Here is a 17,965-nt window from a genome sequence, read left to right as displayed (position 1 = left end):
CCAAGTTAGCTACTCGTCGGTAACATAAAGGGATATTACCCCCGATCCGGTTCGCTGCCAAGGGGAGACCTACTCGCCAGTAATAATGCGTCGATCGCTGTGGCCTCGCTCACGTGTCGATACCGGTTCTCGGCGGTGACAATGGTCAGCCGAGAGTCGATATCGGACACCAAATCGTCAGGCGTATAAAGGATTTCGGCTTCCTGGGGACCGCCGACGCCGGCGTCGAGATTCGCCGTGTGATGCCCGAGAATCATGAGGATTCCTTCGGGTTTCAGCGCTGAAACTGCCGCCGAAACGGCCTTGCGCCGCTCATTCGGGGGCAGATGGAGATAGAACATGAGAACCAGGTCATAGTTCGGCGCGGTTGGCAGTTCGGTCACGTCTGCATGAATCCAGGTCAGGCGCTCGCGCACCGACCTGGGTGCCGTCGCTGCGACACGATTCGCCGCCGTCAACGCCACCGAGGAGAAGTCGACGGCGTCGACGGTCCAGCCGCGGGTCGCCAGCCAAATGGCGTTTCGACCCTGCCCGGATGCGAGATCCAGTGCACGACCGCGGTTCAACGTCGTCGCGACTTCCACCAAGGTCGCATTCGGTGCCTCGCCGTACACGAGTTCCCGGCCTTCGTACTTTCGATCCCAGTCTGCGGCGTCCACCGGGGAAGCCTAGTGGGGGTCGTTACAGCGTCGCGCGCAGCAGCAGGGCGTTGTAGTTCTGGTAGACCGTTTGCCAGGAAGTGCAGATCTCGGCCCGGCGAGAACGGATGAATGTACGGCGAGCAGATGGAACTGACGTCGCGATGCCGAGTGGGTGCCGGCTGCGGCCGGATCGACCTTGTTTTCGACAATTCCGACCCGGGTAAACCGCTGAGAAATATCAGCGGTTTGTTCCAGGGCCGGTACATCGAGCAATCCGCTGTTTTCGGAAATCGGGCAAACACACCGCGGTGTCGTAATCTGGACATCGTGAGTGATCTACCCGATTCCCGGCTTGCCAGGGATTTGTCCGTCAGTGCGATGCGGCTGAATCGGAGGCTACGTCTGCACCATTCCAGCGACAGGTTGCCCGTCGCTCAGCTGTCGATACTGACGACGTTGCTACGTGAGGGCCCGATGACGACGGGTGAATTGGCCGCCCGGGAGCGAATCAAACCACCGTCGGTGTCCAGGTCCTCGCACGCGTTGGTGGGTGAGGGGCTGATACATCGGGTGCCGCACCCGACGGACGGCAGGCAGGTGGTTCTGAAGCTGACCGATGTCGGCACGGCAACCGCGCGAGGAGAAATTGCCGCTCGAGAAATTGCGCTCGCAGAGCAGTTGGACGAGTTGACGCCGCAGCAGCGGGAGACATTGGCCGCAGCGGCGAGAATTCTGACCGAGATCGCCGAACACGTCGACTGACGCTCGTCAGTGCTCGTGGTGGACCTCGTGATCGAGTGCGTCCATGTCCCACTCGCGAATGGACCCCAATTCCTCGGTATCACCGCGGTGCGCGACGCGACCGAGGACCGTGGCGACGACAGTCGCGCACACCATCCACAAGGTAACGCCAATCAACAACCCGGTCATGTCACCTTTTCTAGCACCTGAGTCTGTGAAATGACCGTGAATCGGTTGTTCCGCATTGTTGCGATTCGATATTGATTGTTGACGGTCCGGCAAATGGGTCGGATCGAACCGACCTGTTCCACAACATGTGTGGAGACTCGGGTTCGATTTACTGGGCGTCGGAAACAGACCTGGCGGAACGGACCGATAAGCCCGATTCGCGTCGCACTTTCTCGACGGCAATGCGGAATCGACTGGCCGGCTCGCACAGTCGAGATACCGGGGAGAGGTCGGACTCGAAATCGACGTCCCGCAATACCGAGAGCATTGTCAGCGACGCTCCGGCGGCAGTGAGGGCGGCGCGGGTGTCGACGCCTGTCGACGGTGCCGACATGGGCACGTCGAGCAGGGCCTGTGCCATGGCTGGGTGACGCAGGCCCAGTGCCCACCAGCCGCCGTCCTCGGCCGATCCGAGCACGTCGCTACCGGCCAGTGTCGCGGCCGCATCGGTGAGCATCCGCGGCGTCACCTGCGGGGTGTCCATTCCGATCTGCAGCACGGCCCCGGTGGTTGCCGCGTCGGCATGGGCGTGCGCCAGCCGTTCTCCCAATCCATCACCGCGTTGCGCGATCACCGTGAACGACGCCAGAGCGCGGGTCAGTTCCTCGGATCGGGCCGCGTCGGCGAGGTTACCTGTGAGGGCCACGACGCGATGATCGACAGCGGTCGCCGACACGGCATCGAGGGTGTCCAGCAGCGACGCCGCGGCGAGTTCGGCTGCGGCGTCGTCTCCGATGGTTGCGGCGAGGCGGGTCTTGGCCAGCCCGGGCACGGGGGCTTTGGCGACGACGAGAGCGGTGACGATCACGAGAGCACCTTCCAGAAGTCTCGTACAGCGACGATGGTCCCTTTCACCGAGCCCGAGACCTTCGATGTGCCTGCGGTTCTCGGCCGGTAGTCCACGTCGTGTTCGACGACGGTCCACCCCGCTTCTGCTGCCAGGACGAGCAGTTGGAGCGGGTAGCCCGAACGGCGATCGGTCACATCGAGATCGAGCAGCGCCTGGCGTCGTACCGCCCGGATGGCTCCCAGGTCGTGTACCGGCAACTTGTACTTGGTCCGAAGCCGCAGTGAGAGTAGGGCATTGCCCATTCTGGCGTGCAGGGGCGAGCTGCCCTTCGCCGGTCGGCGGCGCCCGACCGCGAGGTCGGCGTGGTCCAACGCTGCCACGAGTGTCGGCAGATCCTGTGGATCCATCGAGCCGTCTCCGTCGAGAACGCAGACGATGTCGGTCTCGGCAGCGACGACGCCTGCGTGTACGGCAGCGCCGTATCCCGGTACCGATTCGGAGACCACCGTGGCTCCGTGGGCGGCGGCCACGGCGGCGGTGGCGTCGGTCGAGTTGTTGTCCACCACGATCGCGCGGTAGCCCACCGGTATCGAATCCAACACTGCAGGAAGCGATTCGGCCTCGTTCATGCACGGGATGACGACCGTGACCGATGTCGGGTCAGACACGCGGTGGCCCCGTTCCCTCGGCGTCACGTAGCGGTGCGTCGGCGAATGCGGTCAGCCCCTCGCGGGGCATGATCTTCGCGCTGAATCCCAGAGTCTGCTGCGCCCGTCGGGAACTGGCAACGATGTGTCGGACGTCGCCGGCTCGATACCGGCCGGTGATCTCGGGGGCCGGTCCGCCGCGCGCGTCGGCCAGGATGGTGGCGACCTCACCGATGGTGATCGGGTGTCCCGAGCACACGTTGAGTGCGGTGAAGCCGTCCGGTTCGGCCGAGATCGAGGCGATGTTGGCCGCTGCGACGTCGTGCACGTGGACGAAATCGCGGGCCTGCTTGCCGTCCTCGTAGACCGTCGGGGCCCGGCCGAGCTCGAGAGACGATCGGAACATCGCTGCCACACCGGAATATGGGGTGTTCCGCGGCATGTGCGGGCCGTACACGTTGTGGTAACGCAGTGCGACTACCGATCCGCCCGTGGCAATCGCCCAGGCGGAGGCGTAGTTCTCCTGCGCCAGCTTGCTCGCCGCGTACGTGCTCCTGGGATCGAGCATCGAATCCTCTTCGACCAGCTGCCAATCGAGCGGTTCACCGGTTTCGGGATCACGATTGTCGAACAAGCCGGCGTCGAGGTCGGCTCGGCTACGGGGTCCCGGAACCACAGTGCTACCCGACGAATCGACATAGCGCCCTTCGCCGTAGACCACCATCGAGGAGGCGAGCACCAGCCGCGAACAGCCTGCCTCGTACATCGCTGCCAGCAGCACCGCTGTGCCGTAGTCGTTGTGGCTCGCGTAGGCGGGTGCATCTGCCGCGTCGACGCCCGCTCCCACCACTGCCGCCTGATGGCAGACGACGTCCACTCCGCGTAGCGCGTCGACGAGTGCGTCCTTGTCTCGGACATCGAGGTCGGTGATGCCCTCCGCGTCGGCCGCCGGACCGTGCGCGGATTCGAGCATCGCGTCCACGGCGACGACGTCGAGGTCGGCCTCACGCGCAGCGTCGAGAATATGGCCTCCGATGAATCCGGCTGCGCCGGTGAGCAGTACCCGCGTCATGGCAGCTCGATCGGCAACGTGATCCCGGCGTGCACTCGACACGTGGGGCAGTCGCCGGTGGGAGCATCACGTACAGCCGATCGCACCAGGGCCTTGAGTGGTTCGATGTTCTTCTGGAACTCCGCGAACACGTCCACGGCCTTGACTCCCTGACCTGATTCGATGCCCGCGTCGAGGTCGGTCACCAGCGCTATCGGTGCGTAACAGAGTTCGAGTTCGCGAGCGAGAACGGCTTCGGGGTGACCGGTCATGTTCACCAGTGTCCAACCCTGGCGGGCGAACCACTGGCTTTCCGCGCGCGTGGAGAACCGCGGACCTTCGACGACCACCATGACGCCGCCGTCGATCGCAGTGTCCTGGAGAGCCGCCGAGCGCAACTGTGTGCAGTACGGGTCGGCGAACTCGACGTGGATTCCGCCCTCGTCGAAGTACGTCTGTGCGCGCCCGGACGTTCGGTCGACGAGCTGATCGGGAACGACGACGGTGCCCGGGCCGTACTCGGGCACCAGTGACCCGACGGCGCACGGGGCGAACACTCGGCTCACGCCGAGCATTCGGAGCGCCCACATGTTCGCTCGATACGGCAACGTGTGCGGGGAGTACTCGTGCCCCCGGCCGTGTCTGGGCAGGAACGCGACCTGTCGACCCTCCACCTCGCCCAGCGTGATCGGAGCGCTCGGGGCGCCGTAGGGGGTATCGAGCTCGATCTCTTCGGCATCGTCGGCGAAGAACGAGTAGAAGCCGCTACCGCCGATGACGGCGATCTCGGCGCGTCCGTGCACATCCTTGTTCATCTGATCATCCTCCATCACCGTCGGTCGATATGCTTGTTCCCAGTCGCGTTCGTCAGAATTCCGCAGGGAGAAAACACTATCCGTTACTGGAGAGAAGCCGTAGCCGGTACGTTGGCCGTCGCGCTCGTCGTGGTCGCGTTCATCGTGCCCTATCTGGGAAACGATCTCGTCACTCCCATCATCAACAGAACCCCGCAGCAGGTGCGCGATTTCGCCGACGCAGCACCGCTGTTCGGCTTCCGCAGAGTTCACTTCGGGTGGGGGACTCCATTCGCCGTGCTCCTCGCCGTGGCCACTGTGCTGTGGGGCCCCACATTGGCTCGACGGCTCTCGTGGACGCGGTTGCTGTTCGTCGTCTGGGGTGCGTCGGCGGCCTGGACGATGTCGTTGGCAATGGTCGACGGGTGGAAGCGCGGTTTCGTCGATCGGTTGGCTTCGACGGACGAGTACTTGCACGAGGTGCCGGGCATCACCGACATTCCGGCGACACTGCGCGGCTTTTCCGAGCGCATCTTGGATTTCCAGGCGGATTCGTGGACCACGCACGTGTCGGGGCACCCGCCGGGGGCCTTGCTGACGTTCGTCTGGCTCGACCGGCTCGGCCTGAGCGGCGGAGCGTGGGCGGCGACGCTGTGTGTGCTGGTCGGGACGAGTGCCGCGGTCGCGGTGATACTCACGCTTCGCGTGTTGGGCGACGAGGACATGGCAAGGCGTGCAGCACCGTTCGTGGCCATCGCCCCGGCGGCGATCTGGATCGGAGTATCGGCGGATGCGTTCTACGCCGGTATCGCCGCGTGGGGTATCGCGCTGCTGGCGATCTCCACCAAGCGGTACCTGTGGCCGGCGTCGGTCGGTGCGGGTGTGCTGCTCGGCTTCGGAATCTATCTCAATTACGGGCTGGTGTTGATGGGCCTGCCTGCAGTTGCGGTTCTGGTGGCCGGCCGCAGAATTGTTCCGTTCCTGGGCGCGGTGATCGGAGCACTGATCGTCGCTGCGATCTTCACGGCGTACGGATTCTGGTGGTACGAGGGCTACGAGTTGGTGCAGGAGCGGTACTACCAGGGCATCGCCAACGATCGTCCGTTCGAGTACTGGGGTTGGGCGAACTTCGCTGCGTTGTTCTGTGCGGTGGGTGTAGCGGTGCCTGCGGCCTTCCCGCGGATTCTCACGCGGTTCGAGCCGATCAATCTGTTGGTGATCGGCGGCGTGGCGGCGGTGGTGATGGCGGATCTGAGTCAGTTGAGCAAGGCCGAGACCGAGCGAATCTGGTTGCCGTTCGCGATGTGGATGCTCCTCGCCCCGGCTGTGCTGCCGCAACGCTCGCACCGGTTCTGGTTGGCTCTGCAGGTACTCGCGGCGTTGGCGATCAATCACCTGCTGTTCACGAATTGGTGAACGACCTCAGAGTCATTCGGGCGAAGTAGCGGCCGTCGATCGGGGCCACATCCACCACCTGTAGTCCGGCGGCGTCGGCGATGCTCGCGGTGGCGTCGGCGCTGACGCTCGACCACGCGAACCAGTCTCCGACCATGGTGTCGGTTTCCCAGCGCACGGTGCGGTTTCGAATTCCGTGGTGGCTCGGCGCATCCACCTCGGCGATGACGGCTCCGTCCGGTGCCAGTAGGTCCGCGGCCCGGCGAAGTAGCCGCACCGGGTCGCCGCCGATGCCGATGTTCCCGTCGGCCAACAGCACACAGGACCAGTTGCCGGTCTCGGGCAGGGGCTCGAAGAGATCTTTCAGAACTGCGTTGCCACCGCGGCCGATGGTCAGATCGACGGCAGCCTTCGAGCTGTCGACTCCGAGGGCCGAAACGCCGCGTCGAGCAAGCGCTTCGGTCAGACGCCCGGGACCGCAGCCGAGATCGATGGTCGGCCCGGTGCATCGACTGATCATCGCCTGGTCGGCGCGGAGATCCTCCGGGGTCGAGGCGGTACCACCCATCCAACGCGCGGTGGGGAGTTGCTCTCTGCTGCCGTCGGAATCGCCTATCCAGCAGGGTAATCCGGCTGCAGCTCGGTGAAAGAGTGTATCGGCGGTGACGCTCATGCTCGGCTCCGTACGAAGATCAATCGAATGAAGTAAGCGGCTGCGCTCACGGTGAACAGCGCAGTCGTCAATATCAACCAGCGACCGAGAAAGGGATCCTGCGTCAATCCGGTTGCTGCTCGATACGACTCCGCGCCTTGGGAGAGTATCCCGGGAAAGAACATGAGAAACGTCAGTGCGGCACCGAGTGCGGGGACTCGAACGAAATTGACCGGTGACACGGCAAAGCGTCGGCGCGGGATTCCGGTGATGAGGCGGTCGAGCAGGGAGTACAGCGGATACAGCACGGCGTCGTGCAACAGCACCGAACCGAGGAACCACACGATGATGGACTGCCACCAGACGTCGCGATTCCACAGAGTCTGGGGTCCAGCGATCGCCACGACGTAGCCGACGAGAGCGAACGACAACAACAGGCCGACCGCGTGCAGCGGGTGCCCGCCGTAGATCTTCGTGAACGCTCTCATCCGTTGGCTCCTGGTCTTGCTGCGAAAACACCTGTGCGCGAGAGCCGCCGTCTTTCACGGCGACTCTCGCGCAGGTGGTTCAGTTAACTGTTACGCGGAGGTCTTGACCGTGATGGTCGCAACTCCGACGAGCAGTCCCGGCTTGACAGCGTCGGTCTTGAACGTGTCGTTGAGCAGTCCGGCAGCGGTCTCCGAGATCTTGACCTCGGTGCCCTGCAGGATTGCGGTGTTGTCGGGTCCGGTGGCCAGCGGCTGGAGCGTGCGGCCGTCGAGATCGAACAGCACTGCATCCGATGCAGCCTCTTCGCCGTTGACCGAGACGTCACCGGTCAGAACCGAAGTGCCCGGGTCGATGTCGAAGTTGGTCAGCTCGACGACGGTCTCGCCGGCGGTCAGCGACAGGCCGCTGCCTTCGTGCATGATCTCGCCCTGGACGTAGGGATCGACGGTGCCGGGCTCCCAGTACTTGACGTTTCCGCCGGTGATCGGGAAGGCGATGGATCCGTCTGCGAGAGTTGCGGTTCCGACGACACCGGGGGTGAGGCCGAGGGTGGTCAGTGCTTCGAGGAATCCGGGATCGAGAGCAACAGCAGTGTCGACGCCGTTGCTGAGGTCGCTGACCTCTGCTGCGGGCTCGGGGGTGCTCTCGGTGGTTTCCATGGCCGATGCGGCCGATGAGGTCGCTGAATCGACTGCGCTGGTGGCATCATCGCTGGAGCATGCGGCCAGCGGAACGATCGTCAGTGCACCGATTGCGGTGGCGGCCAAAGCTTTACGAACAGTGAACATGTCGGTCAACCTTCCGTGCTCGTCTCTCGAGCGTTGTGGGTCATTCGGCGCTGCTTGCCGAGCGGATGGGTCCCATCTCGATCCCCCTCAAGGGGGCGTGCCGACTTGTTACCCGGCAAATCGGACTTCCAAACCGAACGAGCACGGAAGTTCACCGACCGATCACCGCAGGATCAGATCCGCGGCCCTCTCACCGATGACCACCGACGGCGCGTGGGTGTGCCCGCGGATGATGCTCGGCATGATCGACGCGTCGGCGACGCGAAGGCGTTCGACGCCGCGCACTCGCAACTCGGGATCGACGACGCTGTCGGCGTCGTTGCCCATGCGCGCGGTGCCCACCGGGTGGTAGAGCGTGTGTGCGTTCTGCTCGAGCGCCTCGGTGAGCAGGTCTGCCGGGGAAATGTTCGACGCCACCCTCGGTCGTACGACGTCGCCGAGCAGTCCCTTCAGCGACGGGGTTTCGGAGATCGCGACGCAGGCCCGTAGACCTTCGATCATGGCCTTGCGGTCGAGGCCGCCGGGGTCGCTGAGGTAGCGCGGTTCCACGATGGGCTTGGCCAGGGGGTCCGCGGATCGGAGGGTGATCTCGCCGCGGCTCTCGGGCTTGACGAGCACTGCACCGATGACGGCTGCGTGCGCGTCCTGAGCGATGAGTCCCTCGTCGAAGAAGGGGGCCGGGCCGAAGATCAGTTCGACGTCGGGCAGGGCCAAGTCCTCGCGGCTCTTGATGAATCCGTAGGCCTCGGCGACGTTGGAGGTGAGCATGCCGCGTCGGCGAGCGAGGTAGTTCACCAGCTCCGGGATCTTCTCGGCGTGGAAGAGGGAGTCCGACTCGGTTTTCCAGCCGATGAGGGCAGCCAGGTGGTCGAGCAGGTTCCGACCGACATCCGGTGCATGGTGTTGGACGGCGATGCCGTGCGATTCGAGTTGTGCCTGGTCGCCTATGCCCGAGAGCATCAACAGCTGTGGGGTGTTGATGGCTCCGCCGGAGAGGATCACTTCCTTGTGTGCGCGCACGGTGTGCAACGCACCGTCCGAGGTGTACTCGACTCCCACGGCCGCTGTGCCTTCGAAGATCACTCTCGTGGCCTGGGCACCGGTGAGGATGGTGAGGTTCTTCCGCTTCTTCGCCGGCCGCAGATACGCGTCGGCGGTACTCCACCGCGCTCCGCGCTTCTGGTTGACCATGGTGCGGCTGAAGCCCTTGGGTTCGGGCAGGTTGGCTGTTTCCACCGGGTAGCCGGCTTCTTCGACGGCGTCGAGGAACGACGACGTCATTGCCCGGGGGCTGCGCTGATGGGAGACGACGAGCGGACCGTCGGTGCCTGCATCGAGTTCGGTTGTGCCCTCGATGTTCTCGATCTTGCGGAAGTATCCGACCAGGTTTTCGAACGACCACGAATCGTCCGTGGCTGCGGCCCATTCGTCGTAGTCGGCGGCGAATCCGCGCACCCACATCATCGCGTTCATCGACGACGAGCCGCCGAGCATCTTGCCGCGCGGCCAGTAGATGCTGCGATCGCGTAGTTCCGGCTGTGGTTCGGTGAGGTAGTCCCAATCCACCTCGCTACGAAAGAGTTTGGAGAATGCGGCGGGAATGTGGGCGAACTTGTTCTTGTCCTCGGGGCCCGCTTCGAGCAGGATCACTTCGTTGCGGGGGTCGGCACTGAGGCGGTTGGCCACCACCGCTCCGGACGAACCTGCGCCCACCACGATGTAGTCGACGGTCTTGTGCTCAGAGATCATCATTGTCCTTCGATCGTGGGTGGGTGCAGTGCGTCAGCCGCGCAGGGCGGAGACGAAGATTGCCGGCAGCTTGCCCCAGGACGGGGCACCGGCGAACGCCGTGAGCAGCTTTCCGGTGGATGCAGCTGTCTTGTTGGTGACGAACCACGGTGGCTTCGGAGAGATGGACATCTCGCCCTTGAACAGCGAGCGAGGCAGTGGTCGGAACGGTCCGCGCACCACGGTACGTTCGGCTCCGTCGATCAGCAATGCGTTGTGCACGATGCCGATTCCGCTCTGCACGTCGTCGATCGTATGGCCCGGGTAGGCGCCCCACGTGGCGGCCGCGGTGAGGAATCCGATACCGGTCCAGGCGTTGACGGCGATGGTGCCGTAGCGGAGGTCGGCGAGCATCGTGTCGAACTTCTCGCCGAGTTCCTTGAGCGTGCGCGGGGTACCGATGATGTTGATGCCGAGTGTGCCTACGAATTCCTCGTTTGCGGTCTGGGCAGCCTTGGCGGCGAATGCTGCTCCGCTGTAGGGCAATTCGATGACACCCATGACCGGTGCGAAGTACTCGGTCTGCAGCAGTGGTGCGTACTCGCCCGGGTTCAGATCGGTGATGAGGACGCGGCCGCCACCGTCGCCGAGTCGTTCGGCAGTCGGGTAGTAGGCGGTGGCGTCGGACACTCGTTTGTCGCTACCGGGGTAGTACGGAGCGCGTGCGGGTGCGCGGTCGAGTGCAGCGCGCAGGGCGGCGATGAACTCGTCGCGCTGCTTCCACTCCGAGGACAGCACGACCACCTGCGAGGCGATGCAGTTGTACCCACTGTTGTGCAGGCGTTGGGTGGCGATGTGTTCGGCCTGGAACAGAATGTCGGCCCGGCTCCACTCGCCGGGCAGCACGATCGTGGGCGAGACGCCGCCGAGTTCGCTCGAGATCTCCTTGGTGAGTATCGGGTCGTTGGCGGCCTTGCGCGCGACACCGTCGGGCCCCGAGCCGAAGACGATCGCGTCGTGCGTGATGGAGCTGCCGGTCATGTGGACGTGGTCGACGCGATCGTGGTTGACCAGGTAGGTCCCCACGTCGGCTCCACCGCTGAGCAGGCGCAGCGCGCCGATCTCGACGAGCGGTGCGAGTATCTTCTCGAACACCGGCAGCAGCGGATCCATGATGGGGTTGAGCTTGAGTGCGACGACCCGGTTGAACGCGATCAGTTCGTACAGCGCGTCCAGCGGGGCGATCGAGGAGATGTTGCCTGCGCCGAGTACGACGCCGATGCCGGCGGTGCGGGTGGGATCGAGTTGGGCGAGACCTGCGGTGCGCTGTGCGGTTGCACCGTTGATTCCGGGCTTCAGCCACACCTGCGCGCTGAAGCCGCTCAGTAGCAGTCGCTCGAAGGTGTTGAGCGGCAACACCGAGACGGTGGTGCGGCCACCGGGTGCGTTACCGAATTCGGCGTCGGCGAGTGGGCTGTTGCCGGTCTCGAGGGCGGCGAGCGAGTGCGCGACGGTGCCGAGTCCGCCCAGGAACGAGTAGGGACCGGACAACCACTCTTCACCGAGGAGGCTGGAGTCGGGAGCGAGTCCCTTGATCGACGCGGCCGCCGTCACCCATTCCTGCGCGTGAGTTGCGGTCAGGGCGTGCATGCGTTCGAGCAGTGCCCGACGCTCGGCCAACGTGAGCCGGCCCCAGTTTCCCTCGCCCTCGGACAGATCCTCCAAGGCGGCATCGACCGCCGACACAGTGCTGGGCTGCGTATTCGTCGCGGACTGTAGGCGTGGTGTGGCTTCGCTGGTCAACTTCTCGGCTCCACTCGTCGTTCGGATACACGGCTTCGAGTGTGATTGTTGTCGCATTCAGGGGTAGGACGCTATGGGCCACTGCTCTCAATCGAGTGCGGCGACTTGTGCCACTGCACAGTTTCGATGTGGCGTGGCTTACACCGGTGCGGCTAGAGTTCGATCATGACCGCGACCGAGTTCGACCTGCATCCGTCACCGACCGATCTGGCCGCGACGATGCTCGACGAGGTCGACGACCTGGCGAGTGAATTGGTGCGGCGGATACTGGGGGCCGAGCACGCGTACCTCGAATCGACGCTGCTCACCCCCGAGCAACTGCACGAGGCGTCGCGGAGCAATCTGGCGTCGATGTTGGGCAAGCTGTCGGGTCGCGCACCCATTCGACTCGAGTCGGCGCAGGCTGCCGGTCGGCTCAAGGCCGAGCAGGGAGTGCCGCTGGCGGCACTGCTGCACGCCTTTCGGCTCGGCGGCAGGCTGGTGTGGGACGAGTTGATGAAGCGCTCCGACGGCCGGGCGAGCCACGCACTGCTGGACATGGCAGCTCAGGTGTGGGCGTTGGTCGACGTGTACTCCGACGAGGCCGCGGAGGCCTACCGCGAGGGCGCAGACATGCGTGCCCGCGAGAGTGCAGAAGCCCGCGGCCGGCTGATCCGCGTGCTCTTCGCCGATCACACGGCCAACCCCACCGCCGCGGCGGATGCGCTGCGAACGTTCCGCATTCCCGATCACGGATATTTCGCGGTGGTTTCGCAGGAGCCGCTGACCACGGCGGTCGGGATCGACGGGCTGATCGCCCGTCTTCGCGGGGCGGGCACCGAATCGGTATGGGATGCAGAGGTGGACGGCAGCGTCGGGTTGATATGCGCCGCAACGGAATCTGAGATCGACGCCGCGCTCGCCACGCTCAGTGAGGTGTGTCCGGGACGGGTGGGGGTGAGCTCGATCTTCCGGTCTCCATCGGGAATCGGTGACGCGGTCGGCCAGGCGCGGTTGGCGCGAGCGTGTAGCTCCGTCGACTCCTCGCCGTCGCTGCCAGTGCGTTACGACTCGGTACCGCTGCCGCTGTTGTTGGTTCGTGATCCGAAGTCCGGTCGTATCGCCTCGCGTCAGATCCTCGGCGATCTGCTTGCCTTGCCGCGGGCCGAGCGTCAGAGCCTGCTGGACACCCTGGACGCGTGGTTCTCGAGCGGCGGGTCCACCAAGGGGGCCGCCGAATCGCTGCACTACCACCGTAATACGGTGCTGTACCGGCTTCGTCGGATAGCAGAGTTGACCGGCCGCGACTTCCGCGATCCCGTGCAGGCCGCAGAGCTGTACGTCGGGCTCAGGGCGCACCAGCTGCTGACCTGAGAATCAATTGCTGGCGAGGACGACGTCGAGTATCCCGGCCCCGAGCGGCACCGGAACGCAGGTCGGCGGACGCGCGTTCGCGGGGTCGAGCGCATTGAGGGCCAAGCGCAGCGCGGTGGGATCGTAGGTGAACGTGAAGTGCGCGACCTCGGTGCGGGGGCACACGTCCTGTACCACGATGTTGTGGGCACCCGGGTCCCGAAGCAGCGCATTGGTATACGGCTGAATGACTTCGTCGACCTCGGTTGCGATGGATGTGTATTCGACGCCCGGCACGGTGTCACCGCCCGCGTTGAGTCGCTCGAGAAAGTCGGATCCGGCCATCAATTGGGCCAGTCCGGGCCCGAACTCGCCGGCCACCATACCGACTCCACCGGGCATGGCCTGCACGACGGGAGCGACGCCGTACATGGTGCCGCCGTAGGTCGGCGACGCTATGCCTATCCAGCGATCGACCATGCGGGCACCGCCGAGCCGGTTGACGAAGTATCGAGTCACGGCGGCTCCCTGCGAATAGCCGACGAGATCGACCGCCGCGGCACCGGTCGCGTCGAGGATCGATTGGGTCATCGACTTCAGTTGTGCTGCACTGTCTTCGATGACGCCATACCCGTTGCTCGTGCCGTCCGGAGAAGTTCCGTAGTTGATGGCGAACACACAGAAACCGGCTGCCCGGAGTATCGGTGAGAAACCGGCCCAGTCCGAGTAGGCGGTCGCGTCGGTGCCGTGTACCAGGACGACGGGGTTGGGGTGGGCCGCGGTGGGCGTACAGCTCATGTCGTTGGATCCAGGTGGGGCCGCGTCGCGGTTGGTTGCCGCGTAGCGGATGGCGTCCGCGTGGTCGGGTTGTGCGGGAGCAGCGGCGATAGGCATCAGGGGCGTCGCGTGCGCGATCGGTGCGAGCAGTGCTGTGGCAGCGGCGATGACGAGGGTGATCAGACTGCGACGTGGTCTGCGCATGCGTCGACGATATTCCTGGAACTGTGAAATGTCCCTACAGATAAGGGCTTCAGATCGTAAAAGTCACATAGATTTTTCCATTGTCGAAATTGTGTCGATAGATCACAAACATCAGGCCCGGCCGTTGCGGCCGGGCCTGATGCACGTGAAAAGAGGTCAGATGGTGCTGACGCGGACCCAATCGACATTCATGGTCTGCGGGTACGGCGTCGACGTCGGCGTCTGCCCCACCCAGTTGTTCCCCACTGCGACGTTGAACAACAGGTAGTGCGGCCATGCACCCGAGAAAGGGTTCCAATTACCGCCGATACCCTCGTATTGGGCTTTGGTTCCTGTGAACCGCGCAACACCGTCGACGAACCAGGTGATCTTGTCCGGTAGCCAGTCGATGCGGTACGTGTGGAACGTGCTCGATACGGGCCCGATTCCGCTGCCGCCTTTGATGTCTTGGTTGGGGTTGTTCTGTGCCGGTCCGTGCACATTGAACGACGGTCCGTTCAGCCCCGGAATCTCGACTATGTCGATTTCGCCCTGACGCGGCCAGGAGTACTCGTTGCCCGGTTCCATCCCGAGTAGCCAGAATGCGGGTAGGAGTCCTTGGGCGCTCGGCATCTTGATCGACGCTTCTATCCGCACCGGAGCCGTGGCGGTCTGCTTGTACATACTGACCACGCGGGCACTGGTGAAGTTGTTCGGAGCTGGCTTCGCGTCCGGTGGACTTTCGCGTCGTGCGGTGATGTTCAAAGTTCCACCGGACACGTTCACATTGGAGGTTGCTGACGTGTAGTACTGCTGCTCCCCGGCCGCTGCACCCCAACGTCCGGTCTGGTACCCCCACTTGGTGGGGTCCGGTGGCCCGTTGGTGTTGAACTGGTCTTCCCACAGGACTGCCCCCGATGCCTGGGCTCGTGCTGGGGACGCATGTGCAGGCGCGGCAGCGATGACAGCCGAAGCCATCAGGATGACGCAGAAAATCGAGGTTGTTTTCATGTGCTCATGATGCTGGATTTCTCTGAATCACGTGCTGTCGTTGCAGATTGAACGATCCAACGCCGCTAGGGCGTCCGGTGGAGCCGGTGACGGGAATCGAACCCGCCTCTCAACCTTGGGAAGGTCGCATTCTACCAATGAACTACACCGGCGTGATGTGCTGCGTTCAGGCTAGCAGGGCGCTCAGATGTCGATGCGCACGCCGTGCAGCAGGGCCAGGGCCTCGTCGGCTGCTACCGGTTTGGAGAAGAGATATCCCTGTGCACGGCTGCAGCCCAGTTCTATGAGGGTTGCTCTGGCGCTCTGGGTTTCGACGCCTTCGGCGATGATGTTCAGTCCGAATGCGTCGGCGAGTCCGATGATGGATTGGACGATGGCAAGGTCGCCGGTCGCTCCGTTGCCGAGTTCGGTTACGAAGGCGCGGTCGATCTTGAGTGCGTCGACGGGTAGTTCCTTCAGATGCGACAGGGAGCTGTATCCGGTGCCGAAATCGTCGATGGCCACCTGCACGCCGAGTTCACGCAGTTCGCGGAGAGTCACGCGGGTACGCGCAAGATCCTGCACCACTGCCACTTCGGTGATCTCCAAGCAGAGGCTGGGGCCTGCTATCGAGAACTCTGCCAGTGCTCTGGCGACGGTGGCGACGAAACCGTTCGTCACCAGCTGGACGGGGGATATGTTGACGCGCATCGAGATGTCGAGCTCGGGGATTGCACGTTGCCAGTCGGCGAGCGTGCGGCAGGCGCGATCGAGGACCCAACGACCGAGTTCGCCGGCGAGGTTCGTATCCTCGGCCACCGGGATGAATGCGGACGGGGGCAGCAGACCTCGGGTGGGGTGCTGCCACCGAACCAGAGCTTCGACCGCAGTGATACGTCCGGAGACGAGATCCACCTCGGGCTGGAAGTGCAGGGTCAGCGAGTCTCCGGCGATGGCGTCGCGCAGATGGATCTCGACGTCGTTGCGGAGTCTGGAATCGGCGTGCATCTCTTCGGTGAACAGCGCGACATCGTGGCCACCTGCGCGTTTGGCTACCAGCGCCGCTTGATCTGCTTGCCGCAGAAGCGATTCCGCGCCGTGCTTTCCGGGTTGGCCGAACGCGATGCCGATGCTCGCACTGCGGCTGATCCGTTCCACTCCGAGGGTGACCGGGGCGTTGATGGCATCGGCGATCACTTCGGCGTGGTGTGTCGCGACGCGGGCCGAACACGGTCCGGCCAGTACGACGACGAATTCGTCGCCGCCGAGCCGAGCGACCATGCCGGCGGATTCGCCGACGAAGCTCCGCAGTCGATCCGCGATGGTCTCGAGGAAGCGATCACCGGCAAGATGTCCGAGAAAGTCGTTCAGTGCTTTGAGTCGATCGAGGTCGATGTGCATCACGGCCACGGAGCCCGGCATGGATGTGTCGAGTCGTTCGCGGAGGTGTCGAATGAGGGCCGTACGGTTCGGCAGCTTGGTCAAGTGGTCGTGCAATGCCGAGAATCGAAGCTGCTCCTCGGCCATCACTCGTGACTGCAGTTGTGATAGCAGCGCCGCAATTGCTTTGAGCGCGTTCAGCTCTGCCTCGGACCAGCTTCGGTCGCCGATTTTGATGAATCCCAGGATGCCGGTGGTGCGGCCCGAGTGCAGCAGTGGCACCACCGCCATCGACGTAGCGGAGAATCCTGATCCCTGCTCGACGCGTCGGCGGTAGCCTTCCTGTTCGGGGTCCGGCCGAAACACTGCCGGTTCGCTCAGTGTTTCGGCCAGTCGGAACACCGAGTCTGCGTCCTCGAACTTGACCACGGCCAGTGGATCGGGGTTGGGCCTACTCAATCGCGGTGGCCACTCCGCGCTGAGCACGGTGGCCCTGGCCTCGAAGTCGTTGTGTCTGAGGAAGCTGAAGTCGATGCCGAGGTACTCCACGAGTTGTTGCAGCACGGAGTCGTAGGCCTCGCGCACCGTCGCCGCATCGACTCCCATGAGTTCGGTTGCGACGCCGGTGACGAGAACCTCGAGCGTCCGTGTGCTCTCCAGTGCCCCACTCCCGCCTCTTCACAGACGCAGTGCAGGACTGTTCCCTCTGGTCTCCGCGGGACTCTACCCCGATTCGAGTGCTGAAACAGGCAGTCTGCGACTGGATATCCCGGTTTTCGGGGCGTAACTGAGCCGCAGCACGAGAGCGACCGATTCGGGGTCGTCGATTTCGAGGAGCGAGCGGAACCTCGAAGTCAACTGCTGCAAGGCTTCTGCGTGGTGAACAGAGAGCTGTCGATGGTCATCGGCAGAGCGTGCGTACAGGAACGCGGGGGAAACCGGTTGGACGGCCACGCCGTGCAAATGTGCAGTCACCCATACGTTCTCCGTTGCATATCCACCTCGGATGTAATGTCCTGCGGTCGACCCGGGAACCACGATCACGACCAGCGCCGAACTCGACAGCACCCGATCGCGCATATCGCTACCCAACGCCGCGCCGGCGTCCCACGTATCGACGAGGGCCATGACGTCCGGCCGCTTGACGATCTCGAGCTTGGACAGGTCCGCATCGTCTATCCCCAAGCTGGACACGTCGATTCCACGATCGGGATCGGGATCTCCCGGCCACCGTAGTTCGGAGAACATCTCCCGGTGCAACTGCGGCGTGAGGTATCGGATGCGGTCCGCCTCACCGAGAATCTCTGCGGCGGTGGCGAGCGACTCTCGCGCGGTCAGCAGCACCGCCCGCCCGCCCTCCTCCGCCGCCGCCGTGACGACGTCGGCCGCGATACCCCCGTCGAGGGGCTCGCCGGTGCCCAGTTCCCGATTGGTGCAACGTCCGAGAACGCCGTCGAGCAGGCGTCGTTCGGTGATCGGGCGCGGTTCGCCGGTCAATGCGATCTCGACTCCGCGCTCGGTGATGTCGGCTTTGCCGCATCTGCCCTGCGCGGTGG

General features: G+C 64.3%; 17 protein-coding genes, 1 tRNA gene and 1 pseudogene. 3 read left to right on the top strand and 16 right to left on the bottom strand.

Going from position 1 to position 17,965, the window contains the following annotated elements:
• Positions 1-35: 35 nt before the first annotated feature.
• Entirely contained in the window at positions 36-659 is a 624-nt protein-coding gene (locus RHODMAR_RS01960; RefSeq protein ID WP_008710717.1) for a class I SAM-dependent methyltransferase, read from the bottom strand.
• A 309-nt stretch (positions 660-968) separates the two neighbouring features.
• Here RHODMAR_RS01960 and RHODMAR_RS01955 point away from each other — a divergent pair, with 309 nt between their 5' ends.
• Positions 969-1,403: a MarR family winged helix-turn-helix transcriptional regulator gene (locus tag RHODMAR_RS01955; RefSeq protein ID WP_042937664.1), complete on the top strand. Its 435-nt coding sequence runs from the start codon at positions 969-971 to the stop codon at positions 1,401-1,403.
• Positions 1,404-1,409: 6 nt separating this feature from the next.
• Here the strand turns inward: RHODMAR_RS01955 and RHODMAR_RS28580 are convergent, their stop codons facing one another.
• The 5 genes from RHODMAR_RS28580 to RHODMAR_RS01935 form a co-directional block, all read right to left on the bottom strand.
• Positions 1,410-1,571 (bottom strand): hypothetical protein, encoded by a 162-nt coding sequence (locus RHODMAR_RS28580; protein ID WP_198289381.1) that lies wholly within the window; start codon positions 1,569-1,571, stop codon positions 1,410-1,412.
• A 148-nt stretch (positions 1,572-1,719) separates the two neighbouring features.
• Positions 1,720-2,418, bottom strand: a complete 699-nt coding sequence (locus RHODMAR_RS01950) for a TIGR04282 family arsenosugar biosynthesis glycosyltransferase (protein WP_008710712.1) — start codon at positions 2,416-2,418, stop codon at positions 1,720-1,722.
• Complete coding sequence (locus RHODMAR_RS01945) at positions 2,415-3,068, bottom strand: glycosyltransferase (protein WP_008710711.1); 654 nt, start codon at positions 3,066-3,068, stop codon at positions 2,415-2,417. The genes RHODMAR_RS01950 and RHODMAR_RS01945 overlap by 4 nt, the downstream gene beginning before the upstream one ends.
• Positions 3,061-4,119, bottom strand: coding sequence for an NAD-dependent epimerase/dehydratase family protein (locus tag RHODMAR_RS01940; RefSeq protein ID WP_008710709.1), 1,059 nt, complete (start codon positions 4,117-4,119; stop codon positions 3,061-3,063). Before RHODMAR_RS01940 ends, RHODMAR_RS01945 begins: the two co-directional genes overlap by 8 nt.
• A complete protein-coding gene (locus RHODMAR_RS01935) occupies positions 4,116-4,913 on the bottom strand; it encodes an S-methyl-5'-thioadenosine phosphorylase (RefSeq protein WP_008710707.1) in 798 nt (265 codons plus the stop codon). The genes RHODMAR_RS01940 and RHODMAR_RS01935 overlap by 4 nt, the downstream gene beginning before the upstream one ends.
• Before the next feature lie 33 nt (positions 4,914-4,946).
• Here RHODMAR_RS01935 and RHODMAR_RS01930 point away from each other — a divergent pair, with 33 nt between their 5' ends.
• Positions 4,947-6,308: a hypothetical protein gene (locus RHODMAR_RS01930; protein ID WP_081605872.1), complete on the top strand. Its 1,362-nt coding sequence runs from the start codon at positions 4,947-4,949 to the stop codon at positions 6,306-6,308.
• Here the strand turns inward: RHODMAR_RS01930 and RHODMAR_RS01925 are convergent.
• The 5 genes from RHODMAR_RS01925 to RHODMAR_RS01905 all read right to left on the bottom strand — a co-directional run bounded on the left by RHODMAR_RS01925 (position 6,295) and on the right by RHODMAR_RS01905 (position 11,690).
• Positions 6,295-6,960: a methyltransferase domain-containing protein gene (locus RHODMAR_RS01925; protein WP_008710703.1), complete on the bottom strand. Its 666-nt coding sequence runs from the start codon at positions 6,958-6,960 to the stop codon at positions 6,295-6,297. The two genes, RHODMAR_RS01930 and RHODMAR_RS01925, sit on opposite strands and share 14 nt — an antisense overlap.
• The gene (locus tag RHODMAR_RS01920) at positions 6,957-7,427 is read right to left on the bottom strand and encodes a hypothetical protein (protein ID WP_008710701.1); all 471 of its coding nucleotides are present in this window, start codon (positions 7,425-7,427) and stop codon (positions 6,957-6,959) included. Before RHODMAR_RS01920 ends, RHODMAR_RS01925 begins: the two co-directional genes overlap by 4 nt.
• A 90-nt stretch (positions 7,428-7,517) precedes the next feature.
• The gene (locus RHODMAR_RS01915) at positions 7,518-8,216 is read right to left on the bottom strand and encodes a hypothetical protein (RefSeq protein WP_008710699.1); all 699 of its coding nucleotides are present in this window, start codon (positions 8,214-8,216) and stop codon (positions 7,518-7,520) included.
• Between the two features lie 162 nt (positions 8,217-8,378).
• Positions 8,379-9,965: a GMC family oxidoreductase gene (locus tag RHODMAR_RS01910; RefSeq protein WP_008710698.1), complete on the bottom strand. Its 1,587-nt coding sequence runs from the start codon at positions 9,963-9,965 to the stop codon at positions 8,379-8,381.
• 33 nt (positions 9,966-9,998) lie between these two features.
• Positions 9,999-11,690: an aldehyde dehydrogenase family protein gene (locus RHODMAR_RS01905; RefSeq protein WP_042937620.1), complete on the bottom strand. Its 1,692-nt coding sequence runs from the start codon at positions 11,688-11,690 to the stop codon at positions 9,999-10,001.
• Positions 11,691-11,912: 222 nt separating this feature from the next.
• Between RHODMAR_RS01905 and RHODMAR_RS01900 the strand changes: the two genes are divergently transcribed.
• Positions 11,913-13,100, top strand: coding sequence for a PucR family transcriptional regulator (locus RHODMAR_RS01900; RefSeq protein ID WP_008710694.1), 1,188 nt, complete (start codon positions 11,913-11,915; stop codon positions 13,098-13,100).
• Positions 13,101-13,103: 3 nt separating this feature from the next.
• Here the strand turns inward: RHODMAR_RS01900 and RHODMAR_RS01895 are convergent, their stop codons facing one another.
• From RHODMAR_RS01895 to RHODMAR_RS01875, 5 genes and pseudogenes are all read right to left on the bottom strand, one after another.
• On the bottom strand, positions 13,104-14,060 hold the full coding sequence (locus tag RHODMAR_RS01895; protein WP_008710693.1) for an esterase/lipase family protein: 957 nt from the start codon (positions 14,058-14,060) through the stop codon (positions 13,104-13,106).
• A gap of 156 nt (positions 14,061-14,216) precedes the next feature.
• A complete protein-coding gene (locus tag RHODMAR_RS01890; protein WP_008710691.1) occupies positions 14,217-15,050 on the bottom strand; it encodes a glycoside hydrolase family 16 protein in 834 nt (277 codons plus the stop codon).
• 78 nt (positions 15,051-15,128) lie between these two features.
• Positions 15,129-15,202, bottom strand: a tRNA-Gly gene (locus RHODMAR_RS01885).
• Positions 15,203-15,233: 31 nt separating this feature from the next.
• Positions 15,234-17,015: a putative bifunctional diguanylate cyclase/phosphodiesterase gene (locus tag RHODMAR_RS01880; protein WP_008710689.1), complete on the bottom strand. Its 1,782-nt coding sequence runs from the start codon at positions 17,013-17,015 to the stop codon at positions 15,234-15,236.
• 117 nt (positions 17,016-17,132) lie between these two features.
• A pseudogene (locus tag RHODMAR_RS01875) lies at positions 17,133-17,965 on the bottom strand (Rv1355c family protein); the annotation flags it as partial.

Source organism: Rhodococcus sp. AW25M09 (assembly GCF_000333955.1).
Taxonomy (GTDB): Bacteria; Actinomycetota; Actinomycetes; order Mycobacteriales; family Mycobacteriaceae; genus Rhodococcoides.
Note: the sequence above shows the minus strand (reverse complement) of the source record. Positions and strands in the feature narration are given on the sequence as shown.

What these genes read in the sequence shown, in the direction of transcription:
- RHODMAR_RS01935 (WP_008710707.1), bottom strand. Translation starts at nt 4,913, where the DNA reads ATGAACAAGGATGTGCACGGACGCGCCGAGATCGCCGTCATCGGCGGT.
- RHODMAR_RS01925 (WP_008710703.1), bottom strand. Translation starts at nt 6,960, where the DNA reads ATGAGCGTCACCGCCGATACACTCTTTCACCGAGCTGCAGCCGGATTA.
- RHODMAR_RS28580 (WP_198289381.1), bottom strand. Translation starts at nt 1,571, where the DNA reads ATGACCGGGTTGTTGATTGGCGTTACCTTGTGGATGGTGTGCGCGACT.
- RHODMAR_RS01900 (WP_008710694.1), top strand. Translation starts at nt 11,913, where the DNA reads ATGACCGCGACCGAGTTCGACCTGCATCCGTCACCGACCGATCTGGCC.
- RHODMAR_RS01890 (WP_008710691.1), bottom strand. Translation starts at nt 15,050, where the DNA reads ATGAAAACAACCTCGATTTTCTGCGTCATCCTGATGGCTTCGGCTGTC.
- RHODMAR_RS01880 (WP_008710689.1), bottom strand. Translation starts at nt 17,015, where the DNA reads ATGGGAGTCGATGCGGCGACGGTGCGCGAGGCCTACGACTCCGTGCTG.
- RHODMAR_RS01910 (WP_008710698.1), bottom strand. Translation starts at nt 9,965, where the DNA reads ATGATCTCTGAGCACAAGACCGTCGACTACATCGTGGTGGGCGCAGGT.
- RHODMAR_RS01915 (WP_008710699.1), bottom strand. Translation starts at nt 8,216, where the DNA reads ATGTTCACTGTTCGTAAAGCTTTGGCCGCCACCGCAATCGGTGCACTG.
- RHODMAR_RS01920 (WP_008710701.1), bottom strand. Translation starts at nt 7,427, where the DNA reads ATGAGAGCGTTCACGAAGATCTACGGCGGGCACCCGCTGCACGCGGTC.
- RHODMAR_RS01895 (WP_008710693.1), bottom strand. Translation starts at nt 14,060, where the DNA reads ATGCGCAGACCACGTCGCAGTCTGATCACCCTCGTCATCGCCGCTGCC.
- RHODMAR_RS01940 (WP_008710709.1), bottom strand. Translation starts at nt 4,119, where the DNA reads ATGACGCGGGTACTGCTCACCGGCGCAGCCGGATTCATCGGAGGCCAT.